This window comes from Streptomyces sp. AM 2-1-1, from assembly GCF_029167645.1.
In the GTDB taxonomy this organism is placed as follows: domain Bacteria; phylum Actinomycetota; class Actinomycetes; order Streptomycetales; family Streptomycetaceae; genus Streptomyces.
Genome location: NZ_CP119147.1, coordinates 6,130,753 through 6,146,638, shown reverse-complemented (window position 1 = coordinate 6,146,638; position 15,886 = coordinate 6,130,753). Strand labels below are relative to the sequence as shown.

Below are 15,886 nucleotides of genomic sequence, written 5' to 3'. Positions count from 1 at the left end.
TTCTTCCGGTCCCGGGGGGGCGCGGTCCGGTGGGAGGCGCACGCCCGACGGCCCCCCGGCGGTCCGCTCGGCACGGCGGGGTCCCCGCACCGACCGGGGCCTCCGGACCGGCTCCGGGAGATGTCGGCGGGAGACGAGGGGGACGCGAAGAGCCGGTGACCGGCTGACCGACGGCCCGGGAGCTGTTCGCCGCGACGAGGAGCCGCGGACGCCGGGGAGCTTGCGGGGAGCCGGGGAGCCTGCGGACGCCGAGGGCTGTCCTCCCCTCGGCTCCCCGCGCCGGGCCGTGCGAGGTCCTGCTCCGATGATGAGCCCCGCCTGCGGCGGCGGGGCCTCAGCGAGCCGCGAGCGCGGCTTCTCCCGCCGCCCGCATCGCGGCCAGCGGCGCCGGGGAGCGGCTGGTCATCTGCTCCACCTGGAGGACCGCCTGGTGCACCAGCAGGTCGAGACCGCCGACCACGGCCCCGCCCCGGTCCGCCCAGGCGGCGGCGAGGGCGGTGGGCCAGGGCTCGTAGAGCACGTCGAAGAGCGTGCCGGGCGCGTCCGGCACGGCTGCGGCGAGGGTGTCCGTGGTACCGGCCGGGGTGGTCGCGACGACGAGCGGGGCGGCGAACGCCCCGGCGGCCTCGGCCCAGTCGGCGATCCGGACGTCCACGCCGAGGCGTTCGCCCCAGCCGCGCATCTCGTCGGCCCGGGCGCGGCTGCGCACGTAGGTGGTGACCGGTCCCGTGCAGAGCACGGCGAGGGCGGCGAGCGCGGAGGAGGCGGTCGCGCCCGCACCGAGGACGGCGGCGGACTCCACCTTCTCGACGCCCCGCTCCCGCAGGGCGGCGACCATGCCGGGGATGTCGGTGTTGTCCCCGACCCGCCGGCCGTCCGCGGTGAGGACGAGCGTGTTCACGGCCCGGACCGAGGCCGCGGTGTCGCTGATCTCGTCGAGCAGCGGGATGACCGCGCGCTTGAGCGGCATGGTCAGCGACAGTCCGGCCCAGCCGGCGTCCAGCTTCTCCACGAAGGACGGCAGTCCGGCCTCGTCGACGTCGTGGCGCTCGTACGACCAGTGGTCGAGACCGAGCTCCGCGTACGCGGCCCGGTGCAGGACCGGGGAGAGCGAGTGGGCGATCGGCGAGCCGAGGACCGCGGCGCGGCGGGGTCCCTCACTGGAGGTCATTCAGCTCCTTCCACTTCTGGTTGAGCTCTTCGTGCTCCTCCACCGTCTTGGTGAAGTCGGTCTTCTTGCCGTCGAGCGAGATGAAGAACATCCACCCGTCGGAGGTCGGGTTGAGGGAGGCGCTGATCGCCTCGTCCCCCGGGTTACCGATCGGACCGGGCGGCAGACCCGCGTGGTAGTAGGTGTTGTAGAGGTCCGGGTTGGTGCGGATCTCGTTCGAACCGATCTTGATCTCGCTCTGCTTCTTCAGGTAGTTGAAGGCCGAGTCGAATTCGAGCTTGCGGTTGGTGATCGTGTTGTCCGGCTGGAGGCGGTTGTAGACCACCTCGGCCATCTTGCGGAAGTCGTCGTGCGAGATGCCCTCCGCCTGGACCAGGCTGGCGACGGTCAGGACCTGCCAGGGACCGTCCAGGTCGTACTTCTTCGCAGCACCGGCGAGGTCGAGCTTGCTGTACTCCTCGTTCGCGCGGTCGACCATCCGCTTCAGCGCGTCCTCGGGCTTGGAGCCCTTGGCCACCGGATAGGCCGCGGGGAAGAGGAAGCCCTCCAGCGGGTCCTTGAGATCGGGGTGGTTCGTCGCCCAGTCCGGCAGACCGAGGTCGGCGGCCTTGGCCCGGGCGACCTTCTGGGTGGTGCCCTCGTCCAGACCGATCCGCTGGTCGATCATGGCGTAGATCTTGACGTTACGGGTGCCCTCGGGGATCACCAGGGCGTTCTGGCTCTTCGGGTCGAGCATCATCTTGACGGCGTCGGCCGCCGACATCTCCTTGTTGAGGAGGTAGACGCCCGCCTGGATCGAGTTGCCCTTGGGGTTCGCGTTCTGCGCGGAGACAAAGGCGTCGACCGACTTGACCACGCCCAGCTTCTTCAGCTTGTTGGCGATGTCGTAGCCGAGCGCGTTCTTGGGGACCTCGACCTCGATCTGCGGGCCGGTCCCCATCCCCTCGTAGTCCTCGGGGGCGCCGAACTGCTGCTTCCAGTAGGTGTACCCGAAGTAGGAGACCCCGCCGAGTCCGCCGACGAGGACCAGGGAAACGACGAGGCAGGCGCAGCCGCTGCGGCTCTTCTTCTTGCCCTTGGTGCGTCCGCCGCGCCTGCCGGAGCCCGGGTCGTCGTCGTACTCGGAGTCGGCGCCGTCGTCAGGGTCGGAGTCCCGGCCCGGCTCGCCGGCGCCGTTCGTGCCGCGCCCGCGCCTCTCCTCGGGGGTGTCGGCGCCGGTGAAGAAGGGGTGCGTCTCCTCCACCGGTTCGTCCGGGTCCCAGTCCGTCTCCGGCCGGGGCTCGGCCTCCGGTGCGGTGCGGCGGCCCGGGGGCTGCGGCGGCGGGAAGGCCTCCGCGGTGGCGTACTGGTCACCGGGGGCGCCGTAGCTCTCCGCCGGGTAGTCGTACGGGTCGTGCGGCTGGGCGCCGTAGGGCATGACCGGTCGGCCGCCGGTGTCCCAGCCCTGGTCGTAGCCGGGCTGCTGCTGGTGGTCCTGCTGACCGTAGGGGGTCTGCTGCCCCGGGTGCTGCTGTCCGTAGGGCTGCTGCGGGTCGTAGGACTGCTGCTCGTAGGACTGCTGCTGCTCGTAGCCGCCCCGGTGCTGCTGCTCGTAGGGCTGCTGCTCGTAGCCGCCCTGGTGCTGCTGCTGGTGTTGCTGGTGCTGCTGATGCCCGTAGGGGTCCTGGGGATTGCCGTAACCCTGCTGGGGGTATGCCTGGTGCTGGGCGTACGGGTCCTGGGGGTCGCCGTAGCCCTGCTGGTGCTGCGGGGCGTACGGGTCCTGCGGATACGGCTGCCCGGGTGCGTGCGGGTCCTGCGGATGGCCACCGTAGGTGTTCTGGCCCTGCGGCCCTTCCTGGGAATCCCAGCCCTGGTCCCCCTGGAGGGGATCCTCGGGATGCCACGGTTCGGGGCCTGCGCCCCGGCCATACTCAGTCATCGATCCCCTAGAGCCGCGAGACGCGCTGTCCGTCTCTTCGCTTCGCCGTGCGGGCTGTTCGAACACCGCAGCATCGCGCGGAACGTTACCGTATCGCGATCACAGCACCACTTCGACGCCCTCGCCAGGTGCATGCCCTGACGCCCGTTCGGACTCCAGCGCGTTCTGCAGGATCACCACGGCAGCGGCCTGGTCGATCACCGACCGCCCCTTCTTGGACCGGACGCCCGAGGCGCGCAACCCCTGGGTGGCCGTCACCGTGCTCATCCGCTCGTCCACCAGCCGCACGGGCAGCGGGTGGACCGCTCGGGCGAACGCCTGGGCGAAGACGCGGATCTTCGCCGCGGCGGGACCCTCACCACCGCCCAGGGACCGGGGAAGGCCGATGACGACCTCGATCGGCTCGTACTCCTCGACGATCTGCCCGAGCCGCCGGTGGGCGGCCGGGACGTCACGTCCCGGCACGGTCTCCACCGGCGTGGCCAGGATGCCGTCGGGGTCGCACGAGGCGACCCCGATCCGGGCGTCCCCGACATCGATCGCGAGCCTGCGTCCGCGACGCATCGGGGCCCTCTCCTCGGTCATGCGGTCTCGGTGACCAGGCGTTCGACGGCGGCGACGGCGTCGCCGATGGCGTCGGGGTTCTGGCCGCCGCCCTGGGCGACGTCCGGCTTGCCGCCGCCACCGCCACCGAGGGTCTTGGCGGCCGTGCGCACCAGGTCGCCGGCCTTGAGGCCGCGCTCGCGGGCGGCCTCGTTGGTGGCGATGACCGTCAGCGGGCGGCCGTTGGCGGTGGTGAACAGGGCGACCACGGCGGGCCGGCCGCCCTGGATGCGGCCGCGTACGTCGAGCACCAGGCGGCGCAGGTCGTCGGCGGAGGTGCCGTCGGGCACCTGGCCGGTGACCAGAGCCACACCGCGTACGTCCTGGGCGGACTCGACCAGCCCGGCGGCGGCCTGCAGGACCTTCTCCGCGCGGAACTTCTCGATCTCCTTCTCGGCGTCCTTCAGCTTGCCGAGCATGGCGGATACCTTCTCCGGCAGCTCCTCGGAGCGGCCCTTGACCAGCTCCTGGAGCTGGGCGACGACCGTGTGCTCCTTGGCGAGGAAGTTGTACGCGTCGACGCCCACCAGGGCCTCGATGCGACGCACGCCGGAGCCGATGGAGGACTCGCCGAGCAGCTTCACCAGACCGAGCTGCGCGGTGTTGTTCACGTGCGTGCCGCCGCACAGCTCCTTGGAGAAGTCGCCGATGGTGACGACCCGGACCCGCTCGCCGTACTTCTCGCCGAACTCGGCGATGGCGCCCTGCTTCTTGGCCTCGTCGATGGACATGACCTCGGCCTGGACGTCGAGCTCCCGCGAGAGGACCTCGTTGATCTTCTGCTCGACGTCGGTGAGGACCGTGCCGGGGACGGCGGCGGGCGAGCCGAAGTCGAAGCGGAAGCGGCCCGGGGAGTTCTCCGAACCGGCCTGGGCGGCCGTGGGGCCCAGGGCGTCACGCAACGCCTGGTGGGTGAGGTGGGTGGCGGAGTGGGCGCGGGCGATGGCCCGGCGGCGCGTGATGTCGATCGTGGCGTAGGCGGAGGAGCCCACGGTCACCTCGCCGACCTGGACGACGCCCTTGTGCACGCTGACACCGGGGACGGGCTTCTGGACGTCGCGGACCTCCACGACGGCGCCGCTGTCGAGGCGGATGCGCCCGGTGTCGGCGAGCTGGCCGCCGCCCTCGGCGTAGAAGGGGGTGCGGTCCAGGACGACCTCCACCTCGTCGCCCTCGGAGGCGGCGGGCGAGGGGACCCCGTTGACGAGGAGGCCGACCACGGTCGACTCCCCCGTCGTGGTGGTGTAGCCGGTGAACTCGGTGGCGCCGGCGGTGTCGGCGACCTCGCGGTAGGCGGAGAGGTCGGCGTGGCCGGTCTTCTTGGCGCGGGCGTCGGCCTTGGCCTTGTCGCGCTGCTCCTGCATGAGGCGGCGGAACCCGTCCTCGTCGACGGCCAGGCCCTGCTCGGCGGCCATCTCCAGGGTCAGGTCGATCGGGAAGCCCCAGGTGTCGTGGAGCAGGAACGCCTTGTCACCGGCGAGGACCCGGCCGCCGGCGGCCTTGGTCTCGGTGACGGCGGTCTCCAGGATGTTGGTGCCGCCCTTGAGGGCCTTCAGGAAGGCGGTCTCCTCGGCGAGCGCGACCGTCTCGATGCGCTTGCGCTCGGTCAGGAGTTCCGGGTACTGCCGGCCCATCGTGTCGATCACGACATCGATGAGCTGCTGCACCACGGCGCCGGTGGCACCCATGAGGCGCATGTTGCGGATCGCGCGGCGCATGATGCGGCGCAGCACGTAACCGCGGCCCTCGTTGCCCGGGGTCACGCCGTCGCCGATGAGCATGACGGAGGTGCGCATGTGGTCGGCGACCACGCGCATGGAGACGTCGGTGGAGTGGGCGGCGCCGTAACGGACACCGGTGAGCTCGGTGGCCTTGTCCATGACGACGCGCAGGGTGTCGGTCTCGTACATGTTCTGCACGCCCTGCAGGATCATCGCGAGGCGTTCGAGGCCGAGACCGGTGTCGATGTTCTTGGACGGCAGGTCCCCGAGGATCGGGAAGTCCTCCTTGCCGTCGCCGGCGCCGCGCTCGAACTGCATGAAGACCAGGTTCCAGATCTCCACGTAGCGCTCGTCGTTGACGGCCGGGCCGCCCTCCACGCCGAACTCGGGGCCGCGGTCGTAGTTGATCTCGGAGCAGGGTCCACAGGGACCGGGGACTCCCATGGACCAGAAGTTGTCCTTCTTGCCGAGGCGCTGGATGCGCTCGGAGGGGACGCCGATCACGTCGCGCCAGATCGTCTCGGCCTCGTCGTCGTCGAGGTAGACGGTGATCCAGAGCTTCTCCGGCTCCAGGCCGTAGCCGCCGTCCGCCACGGAACTGGTGAGCAGTTCCCAGGCGTACCTGATGGCGCCTTCCTTGAAGTAGTCGCCGAAGGAGAAGTTCCCGCACATCTGGAAGAACGTGCCGTGGCGGGTGGTCTTGCCGACCTCTTCGATGTCCGGGGTACGGACGCACTTCTGCACGCTGGTGGCGCGGGGGGCCGGGGGCTTGGCCTCACCGAGGAAGTACGGCTTGAAGGGCACCATGCCCGCGTTGACCAGCAACAGAGTCGGGTCGTCCGCGATGAGCGACGCCGAGGGGACGACGGTGTGGCCGCGCTCCTCGAAGAAGCTCAGCCAGCGGCGGCGAATTTCGGCCGACTCCATCAGTGGTCCTCATTCCGGTTGTTCGGGTTGTGGGGGAGGGTGCGGTACAGGGGCGCCTCGTCCGCGCGGCCGGCGGGTCCGGCCGCCCCGACGGCGCGCGGGCGCTGCGCGGAGAGCTCCGGGCCGACCGGTGCGTCGAGGCCCAGCGCTCCGCCGAGTTCGGCCTCGCGCCGGACCATGCCCTCACGCACGTCGAGGGCGAAGTCCTTGATCCGGTGGCCCGCCTCGATCGCCTTGTCGGCCGCCTGCGCCGCGAGGCTCTCGGGGCTGAGCTGCTTGATCTTGCGGTTCACCTTGGTGGTGGCCCACACGCCGGCGGCTGCGCCGGTGGTGAACCAGAAGGTACGGCGGAACATCGCTGGTTCAGTCCTTCTGTCCGCGGGAGCTGCGCCCGCCGCGCTTCTTGCGGGCGGACGGCACGGTTCGTCCGACGACAACGGTACGGCGGGGGGCCGGGGCCTCACGGGCGGGCTCGGGCACGGTCCGGCGGCCGAGGGCCTGGCGGACGCCGTAGCCGAAGGCCGCCACCTTCACGAGGGGGCCGCCGAAGGTCGAGGCGACGGTGGTGGAGAGGGCGGAGGCGTTGGAGGTGACCTCCTGGACGTCCGACGCGATGGCGTCGACCTTGTCCAGCTGGGTCTGGGCGGAGCGCACGGTCGCGGAGGCGTCCGCGAGGAGCGGCACGGCCTGCTCGGTCACGTCCGCCACCAGCTTGGTGGTCGCCTTGAGCGTCTGGGCGAGCCTCACCAGCACCACGGCGAGGAACGAGACCAGAATCGCCCAGAAGACGGCCACCAGGATCCCGGCCACCTCTCCACCGGACACTGTGCACCGCTCTCTGCTTGTCGCTCGCCCCTGAGGGCCTGTCACCGTCCGGAGCCGGCCGGGGCGCCGGGGCGGGGGCCCGTCACTCGGCCGGTCGTCGTCGCCACGAGCCTATCGCGCCGGGCGTGACGCCCCGTACCGCATTACCCGTGCCCCGGCCAGGGGTCTTCGAAGAAATTTTGTACGGCGCGCTTCCGGATGAGTACCCTGCGTGTTCATGCGACGTCTTCAGGACCGTGCTCCCGGACCCGACGATCGGGCCTCCGGGCCCGCCCCCCGCCCCCGCGGATTGCCGGCGGAGCTGAACCCGTTCGTCGGACGCCTCGACGACCTGGCCGCCGTCGGCGGGCTGCTGGAGGAGAACCGGCTGGTCACCGTCGTCGGTGTCGCCGGTGTCGGCAAGAGCCGGTGCGCGGTGCGCGCGGCCTCGCTCGCGGAGAAACGGTACTGCCACGGGGTCGGGATCGCCGAGCTCTCCGGCCTCGGCGATCCCGACCTCCTGGAGCACGCCGTGGTCGATGCGCTCGGGCTCACCGACCACACCCGGCGCCCGCCCCGGGCCGTCCTCGTCGACCACCTCGCCGACCGCGAGCTGCTGCTGGTGGTCGACGGGTACGAACAGCACGTCGGGGCCTGCGCGGACCTGGTCCTGGAGCTGCTCCGCCGGGCCCCGCGTCTGACGGTGCTGGCGTCGGGGCGGCTGCCGCTGCGGGTGGACGGTGAGGTGCTGTTCCCGCTGGCGCCGATGAACGACGAGGACGCGCTGGAGCTGTTCGCCTCCCGGGCGGCGGCGGTACGGCCCGGCTCCGCGCTCACCGGCGCGGCCCGGGACACGGCGCGGGAACTCTGCCGGCGCCTCGACCGGATCCCGCTCGCCCTGGAGCTCGCCGCCGGACGGACCCGCGCGCTCGCGCCGGAGCAGATCCTGCAGCGGCTGGACGACCGGTTCCGGCTGCTGACCGGCGGCAGCCGGAGCGCCCCGCCGCGCCACCGGACGCTGCGCACGGCCATCGGCTGGAGCCACGAACTGTGCGCGCCCGCGGAGCGGCTGCTGTGGGCGCGGCTCTCGGTCTTCGCCGGCCACTTCGACCTGGAGGCAGCGGAGTACGTCTGCGGCGGTCCGGACCTGCCGGCCGACACCGTGCTGGACGTGCTGGACGGGCTGCTGGCCCAGTCGGTCGTGCTGCGCGAGGACTCCCCCGCCACGACCCGTTACCGGCTGCTGGACACGGTCCGCGAGTACGGGGCCCAGTGGCTCTCGGCGACCGGGGACGCGGAGCGGCTGCGGCGGCGGCACAGGGACTGGTTCCTGGGGCTCGCGACCATGTGCGAGCTGGACTGGTTCTCCCCCCGGCAGGAGGAGGTGGCGGCCCGCGTCGAGTCCGAACTCCCCAATATCCGCAGGGCGATGGAGTTCTCGATGGAGTCGGTGGACGAGGTCCACCTCGCGCAGTACCTGGCAGGAACCCTCTGGTACTTCTGGGCCGGCTGCGGGCGGCTGGCCGAAGGCCGGTACTGGCTGGAGCAGGTGCTCGACGAGGAGGCCACGCACGATCCGTCGCGCCTCAAGGCACAGTGGGTCCTCGGGTACGTGGCGGTGCTCCAGGGCGACGCGGCCGGTGCGATCTCCGCGCTCCAGAGCTGCCGGGAGGGGGCGGAACGGTCCGGGGACGGGGTCGCGGCCGCGTACGCGGTGCACCGCACCGGCTGTCTGGCCCTCGTCACCGACGACCTGGCGCGCGCGGGGGAACTGCTGCGGGAGGCGCTGGCGCGCTACCGCGAGGTGGGCGAGCTGAACAGCAACGTCCTGATGGCCCAGGTCGAACTCTCCATGACTCTGGCGTTCCGGGGAGACCTGGCGGGCGCCGCCGCGACCTGCCGTGAGGTCGAGGAGATCTGCGACGACCACGGGGAGCGCTGGGCCCGCGCGTACGCGCTCTACGTCCTCGGCTTCGTGGCACTGCGGCGGGGGCGCACCGGGCCGAGCCGCCGGATGGTGCGGGAGGCGCTGACCACCGGCCACCGGTTCCACGACCTGCTGGGCACCGTCCTCTGCCTGGAGCTGCTGGCCCTGCTGACCGCGGTGGAGGGCGACGCGGAGGAGGCCGCCGTGCTGCAGGGGGCCGCGTCGGTGATATGGCCCTCCGTGGGAGTGCCCGTCTTCGGCTCGGCCCACTACGGCGCTCCGCGCGCCGAGTGCGCGGAGCTCGCCCGCGGGGAGCTGGGGGACGACGCGTACGGTGCCGCCCTGCGCGCGGGGGCGCTGCTCGACCACGACACGGCGGTACGGCGGGCGCTGGCGGCCGGCGCCGCACCGTCCGCGGAGGGGCCGCCTGCGGCGGGTGTACAAGCGGCCGGGGAAACGCGAAGGCCCGCCGCCTCCCGGATGAACGGAAGGGGCGGGCCCGAGCTCTGATGCGAGCGCTGCGCCTGGATCAGCGGGCGTAGTACTCGACGACGAGCTGCTCGTCGCAGATGACCGGGATTTCCTTGCGGTTCGGGTCCCGGTCCAGGCGGAAGGCCAGGGCCTTCAGGTTCACCTGGAGGTAGCGCGGGGTCTCACCGTCGGTGTCGTAACCACCCTCGCGGGCCACCTGGAAGGGGACCTTGGTGCGGCTGCGCTCGCGGACCTGGACGACGTCGTCGGGGCGCACGCGGAACGACGGCTTGTCGACCTTGCCACCGTTGACCTCGATGTGGCCGTGGACGACCATCTGACGGGCCTGGTAGATGGTGCGGGCGATGCCCGAACGCAGGACCAGGGCGTCGAGGCGACGCTCGAGCTCGACGACGAGCGCCTCGCCGGTCTTGCCTTCGGCCTTCTTGGCGCGGTCGTAGGCACGCGCCATCTGGCGCTCGCTGATGTCGTACTGCGCACGCAGGCGCTGCTTCTCCAGCAGACGGACCTTGTAGTCCGAGTTCTGCTTGCGGCCACGGCCGTGCTCGCCCGGCGGGTACGGACGCGCTTCGAAGTACTTGACAGCCTTGGGCGTCAGAGCGATGCCGAGGGCACGCGACTTCTTGACCTTGGGACGCGACTGGTTAGGCACGTTCTCCAGACCTCCGTTGTAGGGGTTTACCTCACTCGAGAGATCGCGCGTCTCGCCCTGGGAACACCACACACATCACGGACATCACGAAGAAGCGACGGCACGCACGAGGGTGCCGTTACGACGGAAGGCCGATCTGATCGTGGTCAGCCGCGTCCCAGCGGGCTTGAATATCGTCCGGCTGCCGTCGAGCAGGCCGTACGCACACGAACTCCTCTACAGAGTACCTGCTCCGCGGAGCTGCTCTTACCGGGGTCTCGCCGGGGCCGGTCAGCGCTCCTGCGCCGCGGCGTCGCCGTCCGTGCGGCCGAGGCGTTCGCGGACCCGGTCGGCGACGTCGGCGTAGCGGGCCTCGGCGCCGTACCGGGTGGGGGTGTAGTAACGGCGGCCCCGGACCGCCTCGGGGGCGTACTCCTGGGCCGCGATGCCGCCGGGGACGTCGTGCGGGTAGACGTAGCCCTGGGCGTGGCCCAGCTTGGCGGCGCCCGCGTAGTGGCCGTCGCGCAGGTAGGCCGGGACCGGGCCGGCCAGGCCCTTGCGGACGTCCTCCCGGGCGGCCGTGATCGCCAGGGTGGCCGCGTTCGACTTGGGGGCGAGGGCCAGGGCGATGGTGACGTGGCTGAGGGTGAGGGCGGCTTCGGGGAAACCGATCAGGGCGACGGCCTGGGCGGCGGCCACGGCCGTCGGCAGCGCGGTCGGATCGGCCAGCCCGATGTCCTCGCTGGCCGAGATCATCAGTCGGCGGGCGATGAACCGGGGGTCCTCCCCCGCCTCGATCATGCGCGCCAGGTAGTGCAGGGCCGCGTCCACGTCCGAGCCGCGGATCGACTTGATCAGCGCGCTCGCCACGTCGTAGTGCTGGTCGCCGTCGCGGTCGTACCGCACGGCGGCCCGGTCGACGGTCTCCTCGACCGTCGAGAGGGTGATCTCCGCCTCCTGCTTGGCGAGGGCGGCCCCGGCGGCGGCCTCCAAGGCGGTGAGCGCGCGGCGGGCGTCGCCGCCCGCGATGCGCAGCAGGTGGTCCTCCGCGTCCTCGGGGAGCGTCACCGCACCGCCGAGACCGCGCTCCTCGGTGAGGGCGCGGTGCAGCAGGGCGCGCACGTCGTCCTCGGTGAGCGACTCCAGGGTCAGCAGCAGCGAGCGCGAATGGAGCGGCGAGATGATGGAGAAGTGGGGGTTCTCGGTGGTCGCCGCGATGAGGGTGACCCAGCGGTTCTCCACGGCGGGGAGCAGGGAGTCCTGCTGGGCCTTGGAGAAGCGGTGGATCTCGTCGAGGAAGAGGACGGTCTCCTTGCCGAAGCCGCCGGAGGCCCGGCGGGCGCTGTCGATGACGGCCCGGACCTCCTTGACCCCCGCGGTGATCGCCGAGAGTTCGACGAAGCGCTTGTTGGTGGCCTTGCTGACCACGTAGGCGAGGGTGGTCTTGCCGGTGCCCGGCGGCCCCCAGAGGATCACCGAGGACGGACCGGCCGGACCGCCGCCGGCCTCGCCGACGAGCCTGCGCAGCGGGGAGCCCGGCTTCAGCAGATGCTGCTGGCCGACGACCTCGTCGAGGACCCGTGGGCGCATCCGGACAGCCAGGGGGCTGCTCGACGGGTCCTTCTCCTGGCGTTCTTCGGCTGCGGCGGTGAAAAGATCGGGCTCCACGACAGGAAGCCTAAGCGACCGCACCGACAGAGCGGCCGGCCCGGCCGCGGGCGTGCGGTCCGGGCCCCCGGGGACGCGCGCCCGGCGCCGGTCAGCTGGTCCAGAAGTCCCACCAGCGGGTCAGGATGAGCATGCCGATGATGCCGATCCAGAGCACCGGGGGCGCCCAGTGGAACTCGGTGAGTCCGCTGCGCAGCCAGGACGGCGCGGGCAGGATGCGGTGCTTGACGTTGTGGATGGTGACGTAGCAGAACATGAAGATCGTCGCGACCCAGGCCAGGCAGCACCAGAGGCAGAGCGAGTTGATGTTGTACAGCGACTGGTACTGGAGCCAGGTGCAGAAACCGACGCCGAAGAGGGTCCCGGCGTTGAGGCCGAGCCAGTACCAGGAGCGGAACCGGGCTCCGGCGAGCAGCGCCATGCCGATGCCGATCACGATGGAGTAGGCGACGAGCCCGATCATCGGGTTGGGGAACCCGAAGGCGGACGCCTGCTCGCTCTTCATCACGTTGCCGCAGGCCACCACCGGGTTGAGGCTGCAGCCCGGGGTGAAGCCGGGGTCTTCCAGGAGCTTGAACTTGTCGATGGTGATGACCCAGGCGGCCAGCAGTCCGGCCGCTCCCGTGATCACCAGCAGCAGCGCGAGGCCGCGCCCGCTCCCGATGGTGCGTCTACCGCCGTCCCCGGCCTGCGTCGAGGAGTGGTGATCTACCGCTGCAGTCGTCATATCGCCGTTCCATCACTGAGAGTCCAGCCGGGCACCGTCATTGTGCCGTACCACCGTTCGGGTCTTCAGTTCGATGCGCATAAGGATGTGCGACCCGAGGGCGACCCCTTCCCCGGTCTCTCGGGGGCGCCGGGGCTCTGGTGAGGCAGAACGCGTCCGGCGCGACCTCATGCGGCGCGGCGGAAGATCTCCGCGTGCGCGCGGGGGGATCACCCGGGCGAACGACCTCCGGAACGCGACGTTGACTCCCGGAGGCCGGAAGCGCCGGGGCTGGATGCGCCGGGGCCGGACGTGCCGCCGCCGGATGTGCCGATACGCCGAGGGGCGGCCCGGTCGGTTCGACCGGACCGCCCCTCGGCGGTGTGCCACTGAGGCCGCTCAGGCGAGGCGGGCGCGTACCGCGTCGGCGATCCCGTCCAGCGGCACCGCGGTCTGCTCGCCCGACTCCATGTCCTTGAGCTGTACGACGCCCTCGGCGAGGTCGCGCTCGCCGGCGACGATCACCCACGGAGCCCCCGAGCGGTTGGCGCTCTTCATGGCGCCCTTGAGACCGCGGCCGCCGAACGCGAAGTCCGCCGCGATCCCGTCCCTGCGCAGGGCGGTCACCACGCCGAAGAGCACCCGGCGGGCCTCCTCCCCGAGCGGCACCGCGTAGACGCTGGTGGCGGCGGGGATGTCCAGCTCGATGCCTTCGGCCTCCAGCGCCAGGACCGTGCGGTCCACGCCGAGCGCCCAGCCGACCGACGGCAGCGCCGGTCCGCCGATCATCTCGGAGAGGCCGTCGTACCGGCCGCCGCCGCCCACCGCGGACTGCGACCCCAGACCGTCGTGGACGAACTCGAAGGTGGTGCGGGTGTAGTAGTCGAGGCCGCGGACGAGCTTCTCGTCGTCCTCGAACACGACTCCGGCGGCGGTCAGCAGGCCGCGCACCTCCTCGTGGTACGCCTTGCAGGCGTCGCAGAGGTGGTCGCCGAGCTTCGGGGCGCCGACGAGTTGCTTCCGCACCTCGGGCCGCTTGTCGTCGAGCACCCGCAGCGGGTTGATCTCGATGCGGCGGCGGGTCTCCTCGTCCAGGTCGAGATCGCGCAGGAAGCCCTGGAGCGCCTCGCGGTAGACCGGCCGGCACTCCTTGTCGCCGAGCGAGTTCAGCAGGATGCGGAAACCGGTCAGGCCCAGCGAGCGGTACGCCTGGTCCGCCAGGATGATCAGCTCGGCGTCGAGCACCGGATCCTCGGCGCCGATCGCCTCGGCCCCGACCTGCGAGAAGTGGCGGTAGCGGCCCTTCTGCGGGCGCTCGTAGCGGTAGTACGAGCCGGAGTACCAGAGCTTGACCGGCAGGTTCCCGGCCTTGTGGAGGTTGGCCTCCAGCGCGGCGCGCAGCACGGAGGCGGTTCCCTCGGGGCGGAGCGCGAGTTCGTCGCCGCCCTTGGTGGTGAGGGTGTACATCTCCTTGGTGACGATGTCGGTGGACTCGCCGACGCCGCGCGCGAAGAGGTTCACGTCCTCGAAGCCCGGAGTCTCGACGTAGCCGTAGCCGGAGGAGCGCAGGGGTGCGGCGATGGCCTCACGGACCGCCAGGTACTTCGCGGAGTCCGGCGGGATGAGGTCGTAGGTGCCCTTGGGGGCCTGGAAAGTGCTCACAGCGAAATCTCTCGTCACATTCCTCGTCGCGGCGCGTCGAGCCCGTTCAGGAACGGGTTGGCGGCGCGCTCGCGGCCGATGGTGGTCTGGGGGCCGTGGCCGGACAGCACCACGGTCGAGTCGTCGAGCGGCAGGCACACGCGGGCCAGCGATTCGAGGAGTTCGGCGTGGTCGCCGCCGGGCAGGTCGGTGCGTCCGACGGAGCCGGCGAAGAGCAGGTCGCCCGAGAAGAGGACCGGCGGTACGTCGGCGGCCCCGGGCATCCTGAACGTGACCGACCCCTTCGTATGGCCGGGCGCGTGCGCGACGCCGAACTCCAGCCCGGCCAGCTCCAGACGCGCGCCGTCGGTGAGTTCCTTCACGTCGTCGGGCTCGCCGATGGTCAGCTCGCCCATGAGCGGCATCCCGATGGAGCGGCCGAGGGCCTTCTCCGGGTCGCTCATCATGTAGCGGTCCCGGGGGTGGATCCAGGCGGGGACGTCGTGCGCGCCGCAGAGCGGGACCACCGAGGCGACGTGGTCGATGTGTCCGTGGGTGAGCACGACGGCGACGGGCTTCAGCCGATGCTTCCTGAGTGCGTCCTCGACGCCCTGGGTGGCCTGGTGGCCCGGGTCGATGATCACGCACTCCTCACCGGCGGCGGGGGCGACCAGATAGCAGTTGGTCCCCCAGGCCCCGGCGGGGAACCCGGCAATGAGCACGATCGTCCTTCGTTCGGTACGGGCGAGACGGCGAAAAGGGGCCGCGGCAGCCGATGCGGCGGATCAGAGCCTACCGGCGCTCCTCATTCCACAGCTAACCCATATACGGTACGGGCAGCCCAGGCCCGACCCACACGACTACAAGGAGACCAACCGGTGGTCAGCAGCGATCAGCGGCGGCGGCAGCTCGCCCGGGAGAAGTACGAGCGGCAGCAGCAGCGGCGGGAGGAAGCGCGCCGGCGCACCAGGCGGCTCACGATGATCATCTCCTCAGCGGTGGCCGCGGCCGTCGTCATAGGCGGGGTCGCGTTCGCGACCGTGGGGAACGACGACGACGACAAGAAGCCGGCGGCGAAAGCCTCGGCCTCCCCGTCGCCGTCCGCGAGCGAGAGCGCGGAGCCGGAGCCGGAGGTCACCATCGACAAGACGGCGACGTACGCGATGGACCTCAGGACGAGCCAGGGCGAGCTGAAGTTCACCATGGACGCGTCGAAGACCCCGCACACGACGAACTCGTTCAAGTACCTCGCGGACAAGGGGTTCTTCGACGGTACGAAGTGCCACCGCCTGGTGACGGAGGGGATCTTCGTCCTCCAGTGCGGCGACCCCAAGGGTGACGGCACCGGCGGTCCCGGCTACACCATCCCGGACGAGAACCTCGACGCCCTCGGCAAGGCGGGCGCCGACGGCACGGTGACGTTCCCGGCCGGCACGGTCGCCATGGCCAACACCGGCCAGGAGCACACCGGCGGCAGCCAGTACTTCCTCGTCTACAAGGACTCCAAGCTGCCCCCGACGTACACCCCGTTCGGCACGATGGACGCCGCCTCGCTGAAGGCCGTCCAGGCGATCGGCAAGGCCGGTGTGGACGGCGGCGCGACCGACGGTGCGCCGAAGAAGGCCGTGGACGTGTCGAAGGTGACCGTCGAGAAGAAGTGACCCGCTCGGTTCC

The 15,886-nt window shown here is 71.4% G+C and carries 13 protein-coding genes; 2 read left to right on the top strand and 11 right to left on the bottom strand.

Going from position 1 to position 15,886, the window contains the following annotated elements:
- Positions 1 to 334: 334 nt before the first annotated feature.
- From PZB77_RS26850 to PZB77_RS26825, 6 genes are all read right to left on the bottom strand, one after another.
- Positions 335 to 1,171: a shikimate dehydrogenase gene (locus PZB77_RS26850; RefSeq protein ID WP_275495198.1), complete on the bottom strand. Its 837-nt coding sequence runs from the start codon at positions 1,169 to 1,171 to the stop codon at positions 335 to 337.
- Entirely contained in the window at positions 1,158 to 3,092 is a 1,935-nt protein-coding gene (gene mltG, locus PZB77_RS26845; RefSeq protein ID WP_275495197.1) for an endolytic transglycosylase MltG, read from the bottom strand. Before mltG ends, PZB77_RS26850 begins: the two co-directional genes overlap by 14 nt.
- Positions 3,093 to 3,191: 99 nt before the next feature.
- Positions 3,192 to 3,656 (bottom strand): Holliday junction resolvase RuvX, encoded by a 465-nt coding sequence (ruvX, locus tag PZB77_RS26840; RefSeq protein WP_275496232.1) that lies wholly within the window; start codon positions 3,654 to 3,656, stop codon positions 3,192 to 3,194.
- 17 nt (positions 3,657 to 3,673) lie between these two features.
- Positions 3,674 to 6,343, bottom strand: coding sequence for an alanine--tRNA ligase (gene alaS, locus PZB77_RS26835; protein WP_275495196.1), 2,670 nt, complete (start codon positions 6,341 to 6,343; stop codon positions 3,674 to 3,676).
- Complete coding sequence (locus tag PZB77_RS26830) at positions 6,343 to 6,699, bottom strand: hypothetical protein (protein ID WP_275495195.1); 357 nt, start codon at positions 6,697 to 6,699, stop codon at positions 6,343 to 6,345. Before PZB77_RS26830 ends, alaS begins: the two co-directional genes overlap by 1 nt.
- A 7-nt stretch (positions 6,700 to 6,706) precedes the next feature.
- Positions 6,707 to 7,153 (bottom strand): DUF948 domain-containing protein, encoded by a 447-nt coding sequence (locus PZB77_RS26825; protein ID WP_275495194.1) that lies wholly within the window; start codon positions 7,151 to 7,153, stop codon positions 6,707 to 6,709.
- A gap of 232 nt (positions 7,154 to 7,385) precedes the next feature.
- On the opposite strand from PZB77_RS26825, the gene PZB77_RS26820 reads away from it, so the two are divergent.
- A complete protein-coding gene (locus PZB77_RS26820) occupies positions 7,386 to 9,584 on the top strand; it encodes a regulator (protein WP_275495193.1) in 2,199 nt (732 codons plus the stop codon).
- Between the two features lie 19 nt (positions 9,585 to 9,603).
- On the opposite strand, the gene rpsD is transcribed toward PZB77_RS26820, so the two are convergent.
- From rpsD to PZB77_RS26795, 5 genes are all read right to left on the bottom strand, one after another.
- Entirely contained in the window at positions 9,604 to 10,218 is a 615-nt protein-coding gene (gene rpsD, locus PZB77_RS26815) for a 30S ribosomal protein S4 (protein ID WP_015607373.1), read from the bottom strand.
- Between the two features lie 270 nt (positions 10,219 to 10,488).
- Positions 10,489 to 11,865 carry a replication-associated recombination protein A gene (locus tag PZB77_RS26810; RefSeq protein WP_275495192.1) on the bottom strand — a complete coding sequence of 459 codons (1,377 nt, stop codon included), beginning with the start codon at positions 11,863 to 11,865 and terminating at the stop codon, positions 10,489 to 10,491.
- 91 nt (positions 11,866 to 11,956) lie between these two features.
- Complete coding sequence (locus tag PZB77_RS26805; RefSeq protein WP_275495191.1) at positions 11,957 to 12,592, bottom strand: vitamin K epoxide reductase family protein; 636 nt, start codon at positions 12,590 to 12,592, stop codon at positions 11,957 to 11,959.
- 378 nt (positions 12,593 to 12,970) lie between these two features.
- Entirely contained in the window at positions 12,971 to 14,233 is a 1,263-nt protein-coding gene (gene hisS / locus PZB77_RS26800; protein WP_275495190.1) for a histidine--tRNA ligase, read from the bottom strand.
- 14 nt (positions 14,234 to 14,247) lie between these two features.
- Positions 14,248 to 14,934, bottom strand: a complete 687-nt coding sequence (locus PZB77_RS26795) for an MBL fold metallo-hydrolase (protein WP_275495189.1) — start codon at positions 14,932 to 14,934, stop codon at positions 14,248 to 14,250.
- A gap of 156 nt (positions 14,935 to 15,090) precedes the next feature.
- Between PZB77_RS26795 and PZB77_RS26790 the strand changes: the two genes are divergently transcribed.
- A complete protein-coding gene (locus PZB77_RS26790) occupies positions 15,091 to 15,873 on the top strand; it encodes a peptidylprolyl isomerase (RefSeq protein WP_275495188.1) in 783 nt (260 codons plus the stop codon).
- Positions 15,874 to 15,886: the final 13 nt, after the last annotated feature.

What these genes read in the sequence shown, in the direction of transcription:
- PZB77_RS26850 (WP_275495198.1), bottom strand. Translation starts at nt 1,171, where the DNA reads ATGACCTCCAGTGAGGGACCCCGCCGCGCCGCGGTCCTCGGCTCGCCG.
- mltG (WP_275495197.1), bottom strand. Translation starts at nt 3,092, where the DNA reads ATGACTGAGTATGGCCGGGGCGCAGGCCCCGAACCGTGGCATCCCGAG.
- ruvX (WP_275496232.1), bottom strand. Translation starts at nt 3,656, where the DNA reads ATGCGTCGCGGACGCAGGCTCGCGATCGATGTCGGGGACGCCCGGATC.
- alaS (WP_275495196.1), bottom strand. Translation starts at nt 6,343, where the DNA reads ATGGAGTCGGCCGAAATTCGCCGCCGCTGGCTGAGCTTCTTCGAGGAG.
- PZB77_RS26830 (WP_275495195.1), bottom strand. Translation starts at nt 6,699, where the DNA reads ATGTTCCGCCGTACCTTCTGGTTCACCACCGGCGCAGCCGCCGGCGTG.
- PZB77_RS26820 (WP_275495193.1), top strand. Translation starts at nt 7,386, where the DNA reads ATGCGACGTCTTCAGGACCGTGCTCCCGGACCCGACGATCGGGCCTCC.
- PZB77_RS26805 (WP_275495191.1), bottom strand. Translation starts at nt 12,592, where the DNA reads ATGACGACTGCAGCGGTAGATCACCACTCCTCGACGCAGGCCGGGGAC.